Genomic DNA, 17,839 nt, shown 5'->3' with positions numbered 1-17,839 from the left:
TAAAGCTCAAGAAAAGCGTGGCCTTTATGGCCGCGCTTTTCGTTTTATATATCTTTACCGGAAATCTCCAGCAGAGGCAACGCTAAACGAGCACGAACAATAAAATTATGACTGCAATTCCAGAATCTGAATTGATAATAAATCCGGATGGTAGCATTTACCACTTGAACCTACTCCCAGAGCACATATCTGATACCATCATCACTGTAGGAGACCCGGAACGGGTAGCCAGGGTTAGTAAGTATTTTGATGCAATAGAGGTGAAGATTGCGAAGCGTGAATTCGTAACGCATACCGGATACTACAAGGGTAAACGCCTCACCGTTATCTCTACAGGTATGGGTACTGATAACATCGATATCCTGATGAATGAATTGGACGCACTGGTAAATATTGACTTTGTTTCCAGAAAGCCAAATGAGGAAAAGATAAGACTGAAGATCGTAAGGATCGGTACATCAGGCTCTCTACAGGAAGACGTGCCGTTAGGCAGCCACCTGGCCTCCCACCATGCTGTGGGCTTGGACTCATTGATGGAGTTTTACCCACTGGAACAGGACGAGAATGAACTGAGCATTTCAGAGGCTTTACAGAAAGAGTTGGATATAAGCTTCAGGCCGTATTGTGTCAGTGGCTCACAAGAGCTTGTTGATAAAATAGCTTTCGATATGATTCCGGGCAATACCCTTACCTGTCCCGGCTTTTATGCTCCGCAGGGCCGTGTGCTTCGTGCGGGATTAAAAAATCAGCAACTGCTTCAGAAGTACCAAAGTTTTCGGGTATGTGACTTTAGATTGACAAATTTCGAGATGGAGACAGCTGGCTATTATAGCTTAGGTCGCCTTTTAGGGCATGACATGCTGTCTTTGAACGCTATTGTTGCAAACAGGATTACACAGAAGTTTGCTGAAAACGCAGACCAGGTAGTGGATGACCTGATTGTGAAAGTACTGGAGCGAATCTAAGACTACAGTTTCACATAACAGGAAGGGCCTCTTTAAAGAGGCCCTTCCTGTTATGTGGAATCATGTTGAAACCTGCTAAGATTGTTAAAGTTTCTGCAGGAATGCCAGCGTATCAACCCCGTCGGCATAGTCCCATGGCATCGGGCATTGCGCCTCGCCAAAAGGAATGGTACCTTCCAGCCAGCCATGAGCTGAAACCACACATTGTGTTTTATCCTTCAGGGGATCTAACTTGTGACGCAGGTCCGAAAGAGAAGTAAAGGTTTCGTAGAAAAGCACAGAGATCGGTGAAACAAGATTTTCACTTTCCTGCACTAATAAAAAGCCGTTATCAACGTGTGGCACCCGGTTTACCAGCAAGATTGACTTGTTGTAATCATAGTTATTGCGGTATTTGTGATGATCCAGTAAACTCTCCCATGCCGTATTGGCTTCAAAGAACTTATCAAAGGTGTATCCCTCCGGCACAAACACTTTAGACACGTTGCGGCAGCCCAGGCCATAGTACCTGAATACATCCTCCCCTAAAGCTTGCAGTTCTTCTTTTTCTTCGTGACCGGTAAGTATACCGATGCTGCTGCGGTTCTTTCTGATAATGTGCGGCCTTTTGGCAAAGTAGTACTCAAAGTAGCGTGCTGTATTATCAGATCCGGTGGCTATAATGGCATCAGCTCCTTTTAAAATAGGCACAAACTCTATTTTATTCGCAAAGGCTGGTTCAATGGCGATTAGCATGTCTGCCAGTTTTTTCATAAGCACCTCATCATCAGAGCTCAGCTTGGCCAACAGGTCATGTCCGCTTATGAGCACCGACAGAAAATCATGGAACCCAACCATCGGAATATTACCCGCCATCACTACGCCAACTTTTTTAGGTGTAACCTGTTTGAGGTGGTAAGGGTAAAGCCACTCACGGAGGTACTGCGGATTCAAAAGCCTGGCAATGCCTCTTATGGCACACGAAACGTTCTCCTCAGTGAACCATGGATTACGCGAGGAAGCCAGGCGCGCCCAGGCAGCATGGTCTTCCGGAGTAAGGTTTTGAATCTGTTTTCCCAGCTCAATAAAAGCTTCTATCCTGTTCTCTAAGGTCATGGCAGTGTGCTTGTGGTAAAAATTATTTGATAAGGATACTTATTGTTCCTAATTTTGTTTGTTAAACAAAGTAGAATACAAAAGTATAAAAAATATACAGGAGATACGACTATGGCGATAATGATAACCGATGAGTGTATAAACTGCGGAGCCTGCGAGCCGGAATGCCCAAACACTGCTATTTACGAAGGTGGCATGGAATGGACATGGGGAGGTGGTACCGAACTGAAAGAGGTTGAGATCGACGGAGGAGAGATCATCCCCGGAGATGCTGCACAAACACCTATTTCAGATGAGTTTTACTACATCGTTTCAGATAAATGTACTGAGTGCATGGGCTTCCATGAGGAGCCGCAGTGTGCTGCCGTCTGCCCTGTGGATTGCTGCGTCGATGATCCAGACTACCGCGAGACAGAGGAAGAGCTGTTGGCAAAGAAAGACTGGCTGCACCAGGCAAGCTAAGTATACTTTACCTAAAGCACAGAAGCCTGCCTCTCCGGCAGGCTTTTCTTTTTGCCTGTAGTGCATTATCAGATTCAACCATTTTGCAATTAGCAGACAACAATTAATTCAAATTCGCTAATTTTGCTTTTTAGCTCAACACGCCGAAAAACTAGTATAAGATGTCGATTTCAACAAAATATAACCCCAAGGAAGTAGAGAAGAAGTGGTACGATAGCTGGATGCAGCGCGGCTTCTTTCACTCTGAGCCTAATCCAAAAAAAGAGCCATATACCATCGTGATCCCGCCACCAAACGTTACAGGTGTGCTGCACATGGGCCATATGCTTAACAACACCATTCAGGATGTGCTTATTCGCCGTGCGCGTATGCAGGGCAAAGAGGCCTGCTGGGTGCCGGGCACTGACCACGCTTCTATTGCCACAGAGGCGAAAGTGGTGGCTATGCTGAAGGAAAAAGGCATCAACAAAAGCGACCTTACCCGCGAGGAGTTCCTGAAGCATGCTTGGGAGTGGAAAGAGAAGTATGGCGGTATTATTCTGGAGCAGCTGAAGAAGCTTGGTGCCTCCTGCGACTGGGAGCGCACCCGGTTTACAATGGAAGACGATATGAGTGCTGCCGTTATCGAAGTATTCGTGGACCTGTACCGTAAAGGTCAGATTTACCGCGGCGTACGCATGGTAAACTGGGACCCGCAGGGCCAGACGGCTCTTTCTGACGAAGAGGTTATTCCGAAAGACACAATGGCTAAAATGTACCACCTGAACTACGAAGTAGTGGCAGACGGTGCAGCAGAGCCTTCTTACATCACCGTAGCAACATCACGCCCCGAGACTATCATGGCTGACGTGGCTGTGGCTGTAAACCCAAGCGATGAGCGCTACAAGCACCTGCACGGTAAGTCAGTTCGTATTCCGCTATTGGGTAAAGAAATTCCGGTGATCCTGGATGAGTATGTAACTATTGAATTTGGTACGGGAGCTCTTAAAGTAACACCAGCCCACGATCTGAACGACTATGAACTGGGCCAGAAGCACAAACTGCCCACCATCGATATACTGAACAACGATGGTACGCTTAATGAGCAGGCACAGCTGTATGTAGGGCAGGATCGTTTTGCAGCGCGCCGAAAAATTGTAAAAGATTTACAGGAAGCCGGCTTACTGTTAAAAGTTGAGGAGTATGCCTCTGTGTTGCAAACTTCTGAGCGTACGGGTGCCGTGATTGAGCCGCGCCTCTCTATGCAATGGTGGTGCAAGATGGATAAGATGTCGAAGCCCGCGTTAGAGGCTGTGATGAACGATGAAATTCGCCTGCATCCTCCGAAGTTTAAAAACATGTACCGCTCCTGGATGGAGAACGTGCGTGACTGGTGTATTTCGCGCCAGTTATGGTGGGGACAGCAGATTCCGGCTTACTACCTGCCGGATGGTTCTTATGTAGTGGCAACCACTGCAGAGGAGGCTTTGGTACAGGCTCGTAAGGAAAGCGGTAATGAAAACCTGCAGCTCTCTGACCTGCGTCAGGATGAAGACGTGCTGGATACCTGGTTCTCGTCGTGGTTGTGGCCAATCTCAGTTTTTGATGGCTTCAAAGATCCTGATAACAAGGATATTCTATACTATTACCCAACCAATGACCTGGTAACTGCGCCGGAAATCCTGTTCTTCTGGGTAGCCCGTATGATCATGGCCGGTTTCGAATTCCGCAACGAGATGCCGTTCCGCAATGTGTACCTGACAGGTATCGTGCGTGATACGCAGGGGCGTAAAATGTCGAAACAGTTAGGCAACTCACCGGACCCGCTGGACCTTATCAAGCAGTACGGCGCCGATGGCGTACGTGCGGGTATGCTGTTCAGTTCACCAGCCGGTAATGACTTATTGTTTGATGAGAAGCTGGTAGAACAGGGACGTAACTTCAGCAATAAGATATGGAATGCCTTCAGGCTAATTAAAGGATGGGAGGTAGATGAAAGTCTTCCGTTCCCGAATGAGATAGCTACGCAATGGTTTGAATCTCGCTTCAATGAGGCTTTTGTTCAGATTGAGGACCATTTCAGCAAATTCCGTATTTCAGATGCTTTGCTTACAGTTTATAAGCTGGTTTGGGATGACTTTTGCTCTAATTACCTGGAAATGATCAAGCCTGCTTATCAGCAGCCTATTGATAAGCAGACATTGGATATAACAGTTAGTTTACTGGAGAAAGTGCTGAAGGTGTTACATCCGTTTATGCCGTTCATCACAGAGGAAATCTGGCATGAACTGAAGGAGCGTAATGACAAGGAGTATCTGATTGTGGCGGAGTGGCCAAAGCGTGACAAATTCGATAAGAAGTTCATTGAGCAGATGGAAAGCGTGCTGAACGTGATTGGTTCTATCCGTAACATCCGTAACTCCAAGAATATTGCTAACTCCAAGCAACTGGACCTCTTCATTAAGGTAATGAGCCATGACCAGTATGAGCCATACTTTGGTATAATGCGCAAGCTGGCAAACCTGGATGAAATTAAATTTGTAGAGGAGAACATAGAGGGTGCCATTAGTTTCATTGCTTCTGGTGACGAGTTCTTTATCCCAATGGAGGGCAATATTGATGTGGAAGCAGAGCGGGAGCGCCTGAAGAAGGAGTTGGAGTATACCAAAGGCTTTCTGATTGCTGTAGATAAAAAGCTTAGTAACGAACGCTTTGTAAGTGGCGCTCCGGAGGCAGTTATTGCCAATGAGCGTAAGAAGAAAGCCGATGCCGAGGCCAAAATAAATGCCATAGAGCAGAGTCTGGCTTCTTTGTAAGTAAATATATTTTAATAAATCAGAAGGGCCACCCTAACCAGGGTGGCCCTTCTGATTTATCGGATAGAGCTACTATAATCCTTCAGCAGTTTTTGAACTTCCTCCTTGTATTCGGGGAGCAGATCATTCAACCCTCTTTTAGGAGAGGTGTAACTTATCTCTACTCTTTTTTCGCCAAGCTTATAGGCTAACAGACCCTGCTCAGCCTCTGTCAGGTAAACAAGCTTGTCAGGATCTGAGGAAGTGGCTACCTGATAGGTACGAAAAGTGAAGTCATTCGTAATGCGGTGCTGGGAGGGCGGCCTGTTCTCCAGGTAGCGCTGTGTTATAACCGTATCCAGGTGAATATTACTTTCTATCTGAGTTATACTGTACAAATCACCTTCGTCAAATTTCCACTGCTTTACCTGGTGTGGTCCCTGCTGGCGCTCAGAATAGGTAGCGTTGCTTAAATCAAGGTTTGAAACCAAGCCAAACAACTGTAAATCATTTTGTATGGTTTGTAAAGAAGCCGTTTCTGAAGTGTTGTCGCTGATAAAGTAACGGCTGCTCCGGAGTAAGTCTGCATCTTTTTGAATATCCTGCTGCAAACGTAATTGTTCAGGTCCAGACAGAACAAAAGACAGGAGCAAAGGAAGTATAGTGTTTAATAACATCATAAGCTTGTTTTTATAGTTTATACTTCTCCTATCAAATCTTGTGCTGAACTTATAGGCTGGAATTATCTACCACTGTCCAATTGATGTTGCCATTGTTTACTTCATACTTAAGCAGCATATATCCTCCAATGTGGCCATCCTCATAATAAGCAAGGGCATATCTGTCATTCAGGATTCGGCTGTCGCGAATGGCCATTTTACCACCTACTACACCTTCTCTTGGAATAAGCTTGCTCTGTTTGCGGTTCAGGTCATTCATCAGGTCCGATTCTGGGTTCTGTAACCCTTTGCGCTTCAGTCGTTGTATGTCGCTCTCACTAAGAGAGCCCAGCTCATCAACAAAAGCTGCTCCCCCGGGAGGTGTCATACCCACGGTATCAGGTGGTAAAACCATCTCTTCCATCGATTCTGTTCGATCCTCTTCCATGTCACGGTCAATTTCAGCTACTTCCTGGCCTAAAATTTCCAATTTGTTTTCGGCCTCTTGTTTCTGCCAGTAAAAGTAGATTGCCAGAAACAGGAAAATGATTGCTAACATCCAGGGTAAAATATTTCTCATAGTTTTGTTTTTATGCCAGCCACATAATAAGTATTGCAGCTAAAAGTTATACTTCTATATTGACAAAAAGATACTCGTAAAGCTTTGTCAGGTAAGTTCCTAACAAGAGAGCCTGCTACATACATGATGTAGCAGGCTCTTTATATAAAGATTCCTTTTACAGGATCTTTGTCTTTAGATTGTCTGGTTTACATCGAAGTTCTCCAGGTAATCAGCTACACGGCGTACGAACATGCCACCCAGCGAGCCATCTACAACACGGTGGTCGTAAGAGTGCGACAGGTACATGAAGTGACGGATACCGATCAGGTCACCTTCCGGAGTCTCGATAACCGCTGGTTTCTTCTTGATAGCGCCAACAGCCATGATGGCCACCTGTGGCTGCATAATAATCGGAGTACCCATTACATTACCGAAAGAACCTACGTTAGAAACTGTGTAGGTGCCGCCAGAAAGATCGTCCGGAGTAAGCTTGTTGTTACGACCACGGTTTGCCAGGTCGTTTACTTTCTTAGTAAGGCCATTCAGGTTTAACTGATCAGCATTTTTAATGTTCGGAACGATCAGGTTACCGCTTGGCAATGCTACTGCCATACCAATGTTGATGTCTTTGTGGCGAATGATAGTACCACCGTCCACAGAAACATTGATCATTGGATAATCTTTGATAGCCTTCGCAATAGCATCTATGAAGATAGGAGTGAAGGTAAGGTTTTCACCTTCGCGCTTCTTATACTCATTCTTCCACTTGTTTCTCCAGTTCACGATGTTTGTAACATCGGCTTCTACAAAAGAGGTTACGTGCGGAGAGATGCGCTTGCTGTCAACCATACGGTCAGCGATCATCTTACGCATGCGGTCCATCTCGATCAGTTCCACATTACCGCCATAAGAGGAGGCTGGTTTCACCTGAGGAGCAGCTGGCTGTGAAGCAGCAGGTGCAGCAGCCGGGGCCTGTGTCTGAGGTTGTGCCTGTGGCTGCGCAGGAGCCTGAGCAGCAGCAGCTTGCTGAGGTGCATTGCCACGGTTCTCCAGGTAACTCATGATATCTTTCTTCGACACACGACCTTCTTTGCCAGTGCCTGGAACGTATTCCAGTTCCTGCATTGATATTCCTTCTTCGCGTGCAATGTTCAGCACCAGAGGAGAATAGAAACGGCCAGTAGCCGGCTGATCTAATTTAGCAGCAGAGGACTCACTTGTAGCAGTTGCGGCAACAGTTTGCTGGGGAGCAGCCTGTGGCGCGGCAGCGGCAGGTGTTTCAGTGGCAGCAGGGGCAGCAGATCCTGTGTCTTCTCCATTAGTGGAGATGATGGCAATAGGAGCTCCAACGGCCACCACATCGCCTTCGTTTACAAGAATCTCTTTTAGTACACCACCTTGAATAGCAGGTACTTCTGTGTCCACTTTGTCTGTAGCTACTTCCAGCACCGACTCATCCTGCTCAATAGTGTCACCCACATTTTTGAGCCATTTAAGAACAGTACCTTCCATGATACTTTCGCCCATTTTGGGCATAACCATTTCTACAAGAGCCATTTATATCTTAGTTATTTTAAACTTAGTTTTAGGATATATAGGATTTTCCGTAACAAAGTTAAGGAATTTAGCCTATTCCTCAACGGTTGAGGTTAAACTTTGACGTACCAGGTTCAGGACGGCCATAGCGGTATACTCAATATTCAGAAGTCTGTCTTTGTTAAAGTTGAGCAGCTTTGCCACTGTTCTGGCTTTATCAGCATAAGCAATCCAGATGGTGCCCACAGGTTTGGCAGGCGTGCCACCCCCCGGACCTGCAATGCCACTGGTGGCTACCCCAATGTCTGTGTTGAATTTCTGCCGTACATTTTCAGCCATTTCCTTCACGGTTGCCTCACTTACGGCACCATGCTGCTGAAGGGTTTCGGTTTTTACATTCAGTTCCCGAATTTTTACTTCGTTATGATAGGCAATTATACTTCCCTGGTAGTAATCGGAACTGCCACTTATACTCGTGATTTTATGCGCCAGATAACCGCCTGTGCAGCTTTCGGCTGTGGCAATAGTAAAGCCTCGCGCTTTCAGCAACTGGCCCACAGCCTCCTCTAAAGAAATCTCGCCCAATGCAAAAATATAGTCCGGAATGATCTGAAGCAGCTTCTCAACTTCTGCCTGCATCTCCTGTTCTAACTGTGCGGCATCAGAGCCTTGCCCCGTCAGGCGTAGGCGCACGCCTCCCAGGTGAGGCAAGTAGGCAAGTTTAATGTGCTGAGGTAAACTCTTCTCCCAGGCCTCCAGCTTATCAGAAAGCATGGATTCAGGAATACCTACCGTCTGGACGACTTTATGAATGATTTCAGGGGTTTTGAAGTATGCTTTTAACTGTGGCAGCACAGTAGCTGTCATCATGCGCTTCATTTCAAATGGCACACCTGGCATTGAAACAAACACTTTTTCATCTTGCTCAAACCACATACCAGGAGCAGTACCCAGCACATTGCGAATAGGGGTGCAGGTCTCCGGTAAGAAAGCCTGCTGCCGGTTTAGCTCTGTCAGTTCCCGGCCACGGGCTTTGAATATCTCTGTCACATCTGTGAGAGAAGGCTCATGCAGTTTAAGCTTTGTTTTGAAGTAGCCGGTTAATACCATTTTTGTCAGGTCATCTTTGGTGGGGCCAAGTCCGCCTGTTATCAGAATGATGTCTGCCCTTGTTTTGGCATCGTCTAAAGCTTTGATTATATGCTCTGCACTATCCGAGATGGAAGTTATCTGCTTTACCCGGATTCCTATTTTTGTAAGCTCCGTACCCATCCAGGCAGAATTTGTATCCACGATCTGGCCAAACAGAATTTCATCTCCGATGGTGATTATTTCTGCAATAACAGCTTTCATATATATTTTGGTCTGATTTATGCGTAGGTCAGTTAAACTCATTCAAGTTAAAGATGTTCTAGCGATATGAAAAAACTACTTTACACTTCTTTTATAGCTGTTGCTCTTGGAGCCTCTGCCTGCACGGCAACCGATATTCAGCGAACGATGGATGGCGTGCTTGCCGGAGCCGGTACTGGCACTCCTGTTAGCCGTGATGAAGTTGCCGCAGGTCTTAAACAAGCCCTTGAGGTCGGTATTAAAAACGGGTCTAACCAAGCCTCCCAGACAGATGGTTACTACAAGAACTCCCTGATCCGCATTCCTTTTCCGGAGGATGTGAAGCGCGTGGAGAAAACACTGCGCCAGGTAGGTCTGGGAAATGAGGTGGACAGGTTTGTCCTGACCCTGAACAGAGGAGCAGAAGATGCAGCAAAAAGCGCCGTTCCTATCTTTGTAAATGCTATCAAGCAGATGACCATTGCTGATGCCTGGGCTATATTAAGAGGAGATAAAGATGCCGCAACGCAGTACCTGAAGCGCACTACTTCTCAGCAGCTTTACAACGCTTTTAACCCGGTCATGGTAAAGTCACTGGAAAAGACAAATGCCACTAAGTACTATGCTGATATTGTAAATCAGTACAATAAGATACCGCTCACCCAGAAGGTTAACCCTGACCTGGATGACTATGCCACTCAAAGAGCCATAGATGGTCTTTTTGTATTAGTTGCGCAGGAGGAGGCAAATATCCGCGAAAACCCGTTCGCACGTACGACTGAACTGCTTCGCCGTGTGTTCACGAAGGAAAACCAGTCATAGACTAAATTACTTACTTACCTGTTTTCGCACCCGCTTTGCTTTTGTAGCAGAGCGGGTGCTTTTTTTATGGAACATAAAGTGTTGAATAAAAGTACAATACAGCAAACTGGAAAAATGGCCTCGCGTCTGGCGGTTGATTAACACTACTGAAGCAAGCACTACTATGGAAAACAAACCTTTTAAGTATAATTCGATTACCAAAGAGAAAGATTTAGATGTTCTGATTGAGGAGATAGGAGATGCCCGCGTTGTGATGCTGGGAGAGGCCTCTCACGGAACATCGGAATATTATACCTGGCGAACGGCCATATCCAGGAGGCTTATACAGGAAAAAGGTTACAATTTTGTTGCCGTTGAAGGTGACTGGCCAGAGTGCTATGCCGTGAACAGGTTCATAAAAGGGTATCAGAACTCCGGTAGCAAAATAGCCGATGTGTTGCAGGTGTACAGGCGCTGGCCAACCTGGATGTGGGCAAACTGGGAGGTTGCGGCTCTGGTGGAGTGGATGCGTGATTTCAACCATCTTAAAAACGGGAGCGAAAAAGCCGGCTTTTATGGACTGGACGTGTATAGTCTTTGGGAGTCGCTGGAGCAGGTACTTAAGTTCCTGGAGAACAATGATGGACAAGCAGCAGAGGCCGCTAAAATGGCTATAAATTGTTTTGAGCCTTTCAACCGCGACCCACAAACCTATGCGCGTGCCACAGCCTTTGTGCCTACTGATTGTGAAAATGAAGTGATTGAGATGCTGCAACGGATACAACAACACCGAAGCTTTACAGACGATCCGGAGCATGACTTCAATACCAATCAGAACGCCTTGGTAGCTGTAAACGCAGAGAAGTACTACAGGGCAATGGTGAGGGGAGGAGCAGGATCCTGGAATGTGCGCGACAGCCATATGATGGAAACGCTTGACAGGTTGCTGGAACTACATGGGCCTGAAGCAAAGGGAATTGTGTGGGAGCATAATACCCATATCGGAGATGCCAGTTTTACCGATATGGCGGATGACGGGATGTTTAACATCGGACAGCTTGCCCGTGAAAATTATGGACGTGACAATGTGAAGCTGGTAGGCTTTGGAACCTACCAAGGCAGTGTGATAGCCGGCAGGGCCTGGGGAGCCCCGATGCAGAAAATGGATGTGCCGCCTGCCGCAGAGGGTAGCTGGGAGCGGATGCTGCATGAGATCAGCACCGACGATAAGATCATACTCTCAAAGGACCTGCGTGAAGTTCCTGAGTTGAAAAAGCGGATCGGGCACCGTGCTATTGGGGTAGTGTATGACCCGAAGTATGAAATGTACGGCAACTATGTACCAACCATTATCCCGGACCGGTACGATGCCTTTATTTATTTTGATGAAACGGAAGCTGTGCACCCGCTTCACATGAAGACACGCGGTGGCAAGGAGCCGGATCTTTATCCATGGAACTTCTAAAGTAACATAAACCCAATAAAGCAGAAGCCTGCAGGATCTTATTACTGCATACTTCTGCTTTATTGGGTGAGAATATAAATTTCAACTTATGCTTTTGGCTGCCTATTCCTTATGATACAGGCTAAATTTTGCGCAATAGTTATGCTTCAACGCTAGGGTCTACTTTTTCTACCTTAGAGCCCACAAAACCATAGTACACAATATACAGATAGCAGAACAGAGGTACGATGAAGGATAGCTGAAGGCTACCGGTTATGTCTGCTATATATCCTTGCAGTGGTGGAATAATAGCACCACCAACAATGGCCATCACCAATAATGAAGAACCCTGACTGGTGTGTACCCCTAACCCTTTTATGGCAAGTGTAAAAATTGTCGGAAACATGATTGAGTTAAACAAACCAACGGCAATTACAGCCCACATAGCAACCGCACCTGTTGTAAGCATCGTAATCAGAAGCAAGGTGATTACAGCAGTGGCAAAAAAACCTAATGTTCTGTTAGGTAAAAATCTGCCAAGCAGCAGCACCAGGAAGTTTACAACAATAAGACCCAGTACGATCAATGCCTCCTGCTGACCATATATAGCAAATACCATAGTAACTACAATGGCCGTGATAGCACCAATGATCAAGTATTTACGACTTTGATTTTTGAACTCGGCAAGCGCTACGGCACCAAAGAACCTTCCAATCATGGCACCACCCCAGAAAAAGGCAAGGTAATGACCGCCTTCCGCTTCGGAAAGACCGGCAATCTCAGGTAAGCTGAAGAAGTTTATTAACGTACTGCCAATAGCCACTTCGCCGCCTACGTACATGAAAATGCAGATTACCCCAAGTACCAGGTGGCGGTATTTAAGTGCTCCGGCATCAGCCACAATACGTCCTTCACCTTTTATGTGAGGCAAATTAGCCAGTTTGATTAGTACGGCAATAGCCACCAGCGTAGCTGCCAGGCCCAGGTAAGGAAGTTTTACGGATGCGGCAGTATCGTCCATGGCCTGTACGCTTTCAAAGATCAGGTAGCCGCCTACTAAAGGAGCCACTGTGGTACCGAACGAGTTCAGCGCCTGGGTCAGGTTCAAACGGCTGGCAGCGCCTTCAGGTCTTCCGAGCACTGTAACGTAAGGGTTTGCTGCGATTTGCAGGATGGTTATACCTGAAGCCAGTACAAACAAAGCCAGCAGGAAGAAACCGTAACTATGGAGATCGGCTGCCGGGTAAAACAGTGCACAACCAATAGCAGCAACTAATAACCCTATTATGATGCCATTCTTATAGCCTATTTTCATGATAGGGTCCCCTTTGATCATAGAGAAGACAAAGTATAACAGCGATATAATAAAATAAGCGCCGAAAAAGGCAGTTTGAATAAGCATTGCCTGCCAGTGCTGCAGTACAAACACCTGTTGCAGTTTCGGTATCAGGATGTCGTTCATGCAGGTAATAAAGCCCCACATAAAGAACAACAGCGTTACAATGATCAAAGGACCTGTAAAGCTCTTGCCGTTGCCCAGGTCGGTGCCTGATGTCGCAGCAGTTGGTTTAGAGGAAGGTGAGGTTACAGCCATAACATAAAGATTAAACAGGTTAGAGTTTTCAATTAATTTTGCTGATGGTACTTATCTAAAAGTAGTATACCATCAGCAAAATAGCATAGTTTTTAATCTTTAGCTAACCTGTTTTACATGGAGCTGTCTTTCAACAGCATAAAAGATGTTTCCTGCACATCACGTGAGTTAGGTCCTACAAATACTTTGAAATCTCCGGGTTCTGTGCCATAGGTTAAATCGGCACGCCAGAATGCCAGATCTTCCGGAGTAAGTGTGAAAGTGACTGTCTTTCTTTCTCCAGGCTTGAAGGCCAGCTTTTGGAACTTCTTCAGTTCTTTCACGGGTCGGGTTATGCTGCCTACCAAGTCGCGGGTATATAGTTGTATCACTTCTTCTCCGGCATGCTTGCCCGTATTAGTCACATCTACGCTTACCTGCAACTGCCCACCCGGAACAAGCTTATTGTTGTCTACCTTCAGGTTGTCATACTTAAAAGTTGTATAGCTGAGACCATAGCCAAACGGGTAAAGTGCCGTGTTAGGCACATCACGGTACCTTGACTTGTATACCCTCTCCGAGCCTGGCTCAGAATGGTTTCCTTCGTATGGACGGCCTGTATGCTTGTGGTTGTAGTACAAAGGCAACTGCCCAACGGCTCTAGGGAATGAAACCGGAAGCTTCCCGGATGGGTTATATTCACCGAACAATACGCTTGCCGCAGCATTTCCCGCTTCAGATCCAAGTGACCAGGTAGCTAGTACAGCCGGCACATTCTCATCTAGCCAGGTAAGCTCTAAGGCACGGCCGCTGCTAACAAGTGCGATGATCGGCTTTCCGGTGGCATGTATGGCTTTCACTAGTTCCATCTGTACACCCGGCAAGGTAATGTCTGCTCTCGATGCGCCCTCTCCATTCATCACGGCACTCTCGCCAATGGCCATGATCACTACATCAGCCTTTCTGGCTGCTGCTACAGCCTCATCAAATTTTGCTTTGGAATCGCTGTAAAGCTCGCAGCCTTGTGCATAGGTTACTTCGGCGCCTTTAGCGTACTTCTTTATCCCCTCCAGGAAAGTTACAGGGTGTTGTGCCTCCCCGAAGAACGACCAGGTTCCATTCATGTCTTCTTTGTTATCTGCCAGTGGGCCGATAACAGCGATCTTTTTAGCTTTAGTTGTACTGAGGGGCAGCAGGTTTTTCTCGTTCTTCAGCAGCACGATGGAGCGCTGCGCCATTTCGAAGGCAGCCTGCAGATGTTCTTTGGAGCGTACCTGTTTTTTCTCTGTTTTGGTATTGCTGTATAAGTATGGGTTATCGAACAGGCCCAGCTTAAATTTAAGCCAAAGTACTCTGCGTACGGCATCATCCAGGTATTTCTGCTCTACTTTTCCGGATTTAACCAGCCTTGGAAGTTCTTTCAGGTAAATTTCGGCCATCATATCCATATCTGTTCCTGCTTTAATGGCAAGTTCTCCGGCATGGGCATTGTCTTGTGCATAGCCGTGTGCTATCATTTCCTGGATGTTCTGCCAGTCAGAGATCACCACCCCTTTAAAGCCCCACTCATCGCGCAGGATATCACGCATAACTTTGGTATTGGCTGTGGCAGGTATTCCGTTCAGTTCGTTAAAAGAGGTCATCAGAGTAGCAGAGCCGGCATCTAATGCAGCTTTAAAAGGAGGGAGGTAGGTGTTGCGCAGCTCATACTCCGATATATCCACGGTATTGTAATCGCGGCCAGCCTCGGCTGCACCATAAGCTACAAAGTGCTTCACGCAGGCGGCTATGGTAAGCGGGTCAGACAAGTCATTTCCCTGGAAACCTTTAACACGGGCGGCTGTAACCAGCGACACCAGGTAAGGGTCTTCTCCGGCTCCTTCTGCTGTTCTTCCCCAACGGGCATCGCGTGCCACATCGGCCATAGGGGCAAAGGTCAGGCTAATGCCAGAGGCAGCAGATTCTTTGGCTGCAACCCGCGCGCCTTTCTCAATGGCAGCCAGATCCCAGCTGGCGGCTTCGCCCAGTGGAATCGGGAAAACAGTTTTAAAGCCATGGATCACGTCAGCGCCTATCAGCAACGGAATTCCTAACCGAGACTGCTCAACGGCAATTTTCTGAAGCTTGCCGGTATAGGCGGCACCATGAATATTAAAAATACCAGTGATCTCTCCTTTGCGGATAGCCTCGTTAAAAATATCGGATTCGGAAGTACGCACAGTAGGTCCGGTGTTAAATAAGTCGCCAACAACAAAGTTCAGCTGACCAACTTTTTCTTCCAGCGTCATTTTAGCAAGCAGTTCCTCTACACGCTGTTCCGTATTAGCTTTTTTGTTACCACTTTTGAAGGAGGAGAGGCCCACTGTGGCTCCGGTTACTGCTAACAGCAGCATGAGTATAAAAGTCTTTTTCATGATTTTTAGGTATAATTAGGGTACTCCATAACCTGAGACGAAAGGCCAGGAAGTAACGCTGTTAAGTCCTGATCAGATTATCAGTATCCGTTTTATGATGATGCCATCCGGAGTGTGCAGGTGGCAAAAGTATAAGCCTGGTGCAGCGTTTGTCTTCACTTGCAGCAAACTGGCTGTAATCTGTGAAATACTGGCTACTACTTCTTTGCCCAGGCTATTAAAGAAATGAGTTCCGGTGATCTTTAAAGCGCTGTTGATTAAAACGCTGAATTCACCAGTGCTAGGGTTTGGGTAAACCATTACCTGGTCATTATTAAATTGATCTTTGATGCTTAAGAGTGATTCAGAACTGGCAACCAGGTTAGAGAATTCTGAAGTACCGTTACTGTTAGTCGTTTTTACTTTATACAGATAACCGTTTTCTGGAGAAACTGCGTCTGTGTACGCTCTTGCATTGGCTGCTACGGTTGCTATTTCAGTAAAAGGCCCGGCCTGTAAAGTGGCCCGGAATATTCTGAAGCTTTCTTCATTTGTGGCATTGTCCTGCCAGTTTAAGGTAACTGAATTTGATGTTTTAGAGAGAGTGAGGTGCGAAGGACGGTTTGGAACAGAAGGTGTTCTTTGCAGCACACGGAACTGGTCTATCCAGAAGGAATCGTTGCCAGCTGATCCTAAAATGCCATAATTAACAAGTATCCTGATCTGTTTAACTTTAGTGCCATCTATTTGCCCGGATCCTGTGCCAAAAAGGTTGCTGTAATCAAAGTAGTAAGTAAAATGCTCGCCGTCGTCAATCAGTGGGGTCAGGTTAAAAACAGTGCTGGTACCGGTTGTTTTACCGGCAGTATCTTTCAGGTCGAGGCGGAGTAAAACAGTGCCACTTTCGTTTTTTGTTTTGATTGTTGCTGCTAAAACAGGATAGCCGCTCATGTTGAGCGGCTCTGTTAAAGTATATACTATCTGTGGGAGAGCATTTGGATCAGGTACCTGATAGTCAACTTTCATAGCGCCATCTGCCTGGCTGAAATTGAAAGTGCCACCGCTGCTTGTTAACTTAGCTGTTGGCAAGCTGCTGAAGTCTTCGATCATGAACGCCTCTCCGTTTGGGCTCTGGGTTATGTTTACATTGATTTCCTTATTGTAAAGCTGGCCATCCAGGTCCATCTGTACCCTTACCTGCCCGCTTGTTTCACCCCAGTTTACTTTTATCTCAGAGGTACCTGCTCCGCTAATTATGGTGGCACCAACCGGAACCTCCCAGGTATAGCTTGCCCCTGTTACCTGGCTTGCCTTAAAGCTAAGGTTTTGTGCATTGGGAGTTACTGTAGTAGGTCCATTCAATTTTAATTCCTGAAAGCCCTGGTAAACACGTACATAATCTACCTCGAAGCGGGCTGTGGTGAGTGCCGGATCTATCCCATTCTTCTGGCCGTTTGTTTCATACTTTGTATCGCTGCCCCAGTTACCACCCATGGCCAGGTTAATAATGATAAACTGCGGATCATTAAAAGGCCAGGTGGCAGCATCTTTGTTTGCCGGCGCATAAGTATAAAACAGGTTGTTGTCAACATAAAACTTTATAGCTTCCGGCGTCCACTCAGCAGCGTACACATGAAAACTGTCGCCGTAATCGCTAACCATGGTCGAATTTGTGTTTACAGTATTGCCATAGCTGGAAGGGGTGTGGAGCGTCCCATGAATTTTTCCTGGGTCCCTGCCCACATGCTCCATCACATCTATTTCGCCACAGGCGGGCCAACCTTTTGTGTTGATGCTTTCGCCAAGCATCCAAAGTGCTGGCCATGTTCCGGAGCCCTTCGGGAGTTTTGCCCTGAACTCAATGCGGCCATAGGTAAAGCTGTATTTGCCCTGTGTTTTAATGCGGGCAGAGGTCCAGGCACCGTTGTTCTTGTTTGCCTCAATCACCAGTTTACCATTGCTGCGACGAATGTTGCTGCTCTGGTTAGTATAGGACTGGACTTCATTATTGCCCCAGCCTCCCTGACCAGTTCCAAGGTCGTAGTTCCAATAGGTTGGATTAGGTGCGCCTTCCCCTTCGAACTCATCGTGCCACACTAGTTCATTGAAGCCAGGGTTTTGGGAAAAAGCAGGCACAGCGAAGCAAAGCAGCATAAACGCTGTTAATCCTTTATATAAAATTCTCATAAGAGTAAAGATTTTAGCAGCGGCACATCCGGTTATGTTTTAGGAGCGCCGCTGCT

13 protein-coding genes are annotated in these 17,839 nt (G+C 46.6%); 5 read left to right on the top strand and 8 right to left on the bottom strand.

What is annotated here, in order from left to right:
- Nucleotides 1-107: 107 nt before the first annotated feature.
- Nucleotides 108-965: a nucleoside phosphorylase gene (locus ACFSRY_RS07045; protein WP_377504519.1), complete on the top strand. Its 858-nt coding sequence runs from the start codon at nt 108-110 to the stop codon at nt 963-965.
- 84 nt (nt 966-1,049) lie between these two features.
- Here ACFSRY_RS07045 and ACFSRY_RS07040 read toward each other — a convergent pair whose 3' ends face one another.
- Nucleotides 1,050-2,060 (bottom strand): acyl-CoA reductase, encoded by a 1,011-nt coding sequence (locus ACFSRY_RS07040; protein WP_377504516.1) that lies wholly within the window; start codon nt 2,058-2,060, stop codon nt 1,050-1,052.
- A 111-nt stretch (nt 2,061-2,171) separates the two neighbouring features.
- On the opposite strand from ACFSRY_RS07040, the gene ACFSRY_RS07035 reads away from it, so the two are divergent.
- Nucleotides 2,172-2,522 (top strand): 4Fe-4S dicluster domain-containing protein, encoded by a 351-nt coding sequence (locus ACFSRY_RS07035; RefSeq protein WP_377504513.1) that lies wholly within the window; start codon nt 2,172-2,174, stop codon nt 2,520-2,522.
- 161 nt (nt 2,523-2,683) lie between these two features.
- Nucleotides 2,684-5,317, top strand: coding sequence for a valine--tRNA ligase (locus tag ACFSRY_RS07030; RefSeq protein ID WP_377504510.1), 2,634 nt, complete (start codon nt 2,684-2,686; stop codon nt 5,315-5,317).
- A 56-nt stretch (nt 5,318-5,373) separates the two neighbouring features.
- On the opposite strand, the gene ACFSRY_RS07025 is transcribed toward ACFSRY_RS07030, so the two are convergent.
- The 4 genes from ACFSRY_RS07025 to ACFSRY_RS07010 all read right to left on the bottom strand — a co-directional run bounded on the left by ACFSRY_RS07025 (nt 5,374) and on the right by ACFSRY_RS07010 (nt 9,448).
- Nucleotides 5,374-5,976 carry a hypothetical protein gene (locus tag ACFSRY_RS07025; protein ID WP_377504507.1) on the bottom strand — a complete coding sequence of 201 codons (603 nt, stop codon included), beginning with the start codon at nt 5,974-5,976 and terminating at the stop codon, nt 5,374-5,376.
- Nucleotides 5,977-6,025: 49 nt separating this feature from the next.
- On the bottom strand, nt 6,026-6,535 hold the full coding sequence (locus tag ACFSRY_RS07020; protein WP_377504504.1) for a hypothetical protein: 510 nt from the start codon (nt 6,533-6,535) through the stop codon (nt 6,026-6,028).
- 174 nt (nt 6,536-6,709) lie between these two features.
- On the bottom strand, nt 6,710-8,074 hold the full coding sequence (locus tag ACFSRY_RS07015) for a dihydrolipoamide acetyltransferase family protein (protein WP_377504501.1): 1,365 nt from the start codon (nt 8,072-8,074) through the stop codon (nt 6,710-6,712).
- A 72-nt stretch (nt 8,075-8,146) separates the two neighbouring features.
- The gene (locus ACFSRY_RS07010) at nt 8,147-9,448 is read right to left on the bottom strand and encodes a competence/damage-inducible protein A (RefSeq protein ID WP_377504498.1); all 1,302 of its coding nucleotides are present in this window, start codon (nt 9,446-9,448) and stop codon (nt 8,147-8,149) included.
- Between the two features lie 24 nt (nt 9,449-9,472).
- Between ACFSRY_RS07010 and ACFSRY_RS07005 the strand changes: the two genes are divergently transcribed.
- Together ACFSRY_RS07005 and ACFSRY_RS07000 are read left to right on the top strand one after the other, a co-directional pair.
- Entirely contained in the window at nt 9,473-10,207 is a 735-nt protein-coding gene (locus ACFSRY_RS07005) for a DUF4197 domain-containing protein (RefSeq protein ID WP_377504495.1), read from the top strand.
- A 163-nt stretch (nt 10,208-10,370) separates the two neighbouring features.
- Complete coding sequence (locus ACFSRY_RS07000) at nt 10,371-11,651, top strand: erythromycin esterase family protein (protein ID WP_377504492.1); 1,281 nt, start codon at nt 10,371-10,373, stop codon at nt 11,649-11,651.
- A 139-nt stretch (nt 11,652-11,790) separates the two neighbouring features.
- Here the strand turns inward: ACFSRY_RS07000 and ACFSRY_RS06995 are convergent, their stop codons facing one another.
- The 3 genes from ACFSRY_RS06995 to ACFSRY_RS06985 form a co-directional block, all read right to left on the bottom strand.
- On the bottom strand, nt 11,791-13,224 hold the full coding sequence (locus tag ACFSRY_RS06995; RefSeq protein WP_377504489.1) for a sugar MFS transporter: 1,434 nt from the start codon (nt 13,222-13,224) through the stop codon (nt 11,791-11,793).
- A 113-nt stretch (nt 13,225-13,337) separates the two neighbouring features.
- Entirely contained in the window at nt 13,338-15,617 is a 2,280-nt protein-coding gene (gene bglX, locus ACFSRY_RS06990) for a beta-glucosidase BglX (protein ID WP_377504486.1), read from the bottom strand.
- Between the two features lie 72 nt (nt 15,618-15,689).
- The gene (locus ACFSRY_RS06985) at nt 15,690-17,783 is read right to left on the bottom strand and encodes a family 16 glycosylhydrolase (RefSeq protein ID WP_377504483.1); all 2,094 of its coding nucleotides are present in this window, start codon (nt 17,781-17,783) and stop codon (nt 15,690-15,692) included.
- Between the last annotated feature and the right edge of the window lie 56 nt (nt 17,784-17,839).

Origin of the sequence: Pontibacter locisalis, from assembly GCF_042684605.1 — a bacterium.
Taxonomy (GTDB): Bacteria; Bacteroidota; Bacteroidia; order Cytophagales; family Hymenobacteraceae; genus Pontibacter; species Pontibacter locisalis.
The sequence above is the reverse complement of the archived record's forward strand: the minus strand, read 5'-3'. Positions and strand labels throughout refer to the sequence as shown.

Bases quoted from the DNA above. Each gene is read 5' to 3' on its own strand.
- ACFSRY_RS07000 (WP_377504492.1), top strand. From the start codon at position 10,371: ATGGAAAACAAACCTTTTAAGTATAATTCGATTACCAAAGAGAAAGAT.
- bglX (WP_377504486.1), bottom strand. From the start codon at position 15,617: ATGAAAAAGACTTTTATACTCATGCTGCTGTTAGCAGTAACCGGAGCC.
- ACFSRY_RS06985 (WP_377504483.1), bottom strand. From the start codon at position 17,783: ATGAGAATTTTATATAAAGGATTAACAGCGTTTATGCTGCTTTGCTTC.
- ACFSRY_RS07015 (WP_377504501.1), bottom strand. From the start codon at position 8,074: ATGGCTCTTGTAGAAATGGTTATGCCCAAAATGGGCGAAAGTATCATG.
- ACFSRY_RS06995 (WP_377504489.1), bottom strand. From the start codon at position 13,224: ATGGCTGTAACCTCACCTTCCTCTAAACCAACTGCTGCGACATCAGGC.
- ACFSRY_RS07010 (WP_377504498.1), bottom strand. From the start codon at position 9,448: ATGAGTTTAACTGACCTACGCATAAATCAGACCAAAATATATATGAAA.
- ACFSRY_RS07030 (WP_377504510.1), top strand. From the start codon at position 2,684: ATGTCGATTTCAACAAAATATAACCCCAAGGAAGTAGAGAAGAAGTGG.
- ACFSRY_RS07025 (WP_377504507.1), bottom strand. From the start codon at position 5,976: ATGATGTTATTAAACACTATACTTCCTTTGCTCCTGTCTTTTGTTCTG.
- ACFSRY_RS07005 (WP_377504495.1), top strand. From the start codon at position 9,473: ATGAAAAAACTACTTTACACTTCTTTTATAGCTGTTGCTCTTGGAGCC.
- ACFSRY_RS07035 (WP_377504513.1), top strand. From the start codon at position 2,172: ATGGCGATAATGATAACCGATGAGTGTATAAACTGCGGAGCCTGCGAG.
- ACFSRY_RS07040 (WP_377504516.1), bottom strand. From the start codon at position 2,060: ATGACCTTAGAGAACAGGATAGAAGCTTTTATTGAGCTGGGAAAACAG.
- ACFSRY_RS07020 (WP_377504504.1), bottom strand. From the start codon at position 6,535: ATGAGAAATATTTTACCCTGGATGTTAGCAATCATTTTCCTGTTTCTG.
- ACFSRY_RS07045 (WP_377504519.1), top strand. From the start codon at position 108: ATGACTGCAATTCCAGAATCTGAATTGATAATAAATCCGGATGGTAGC.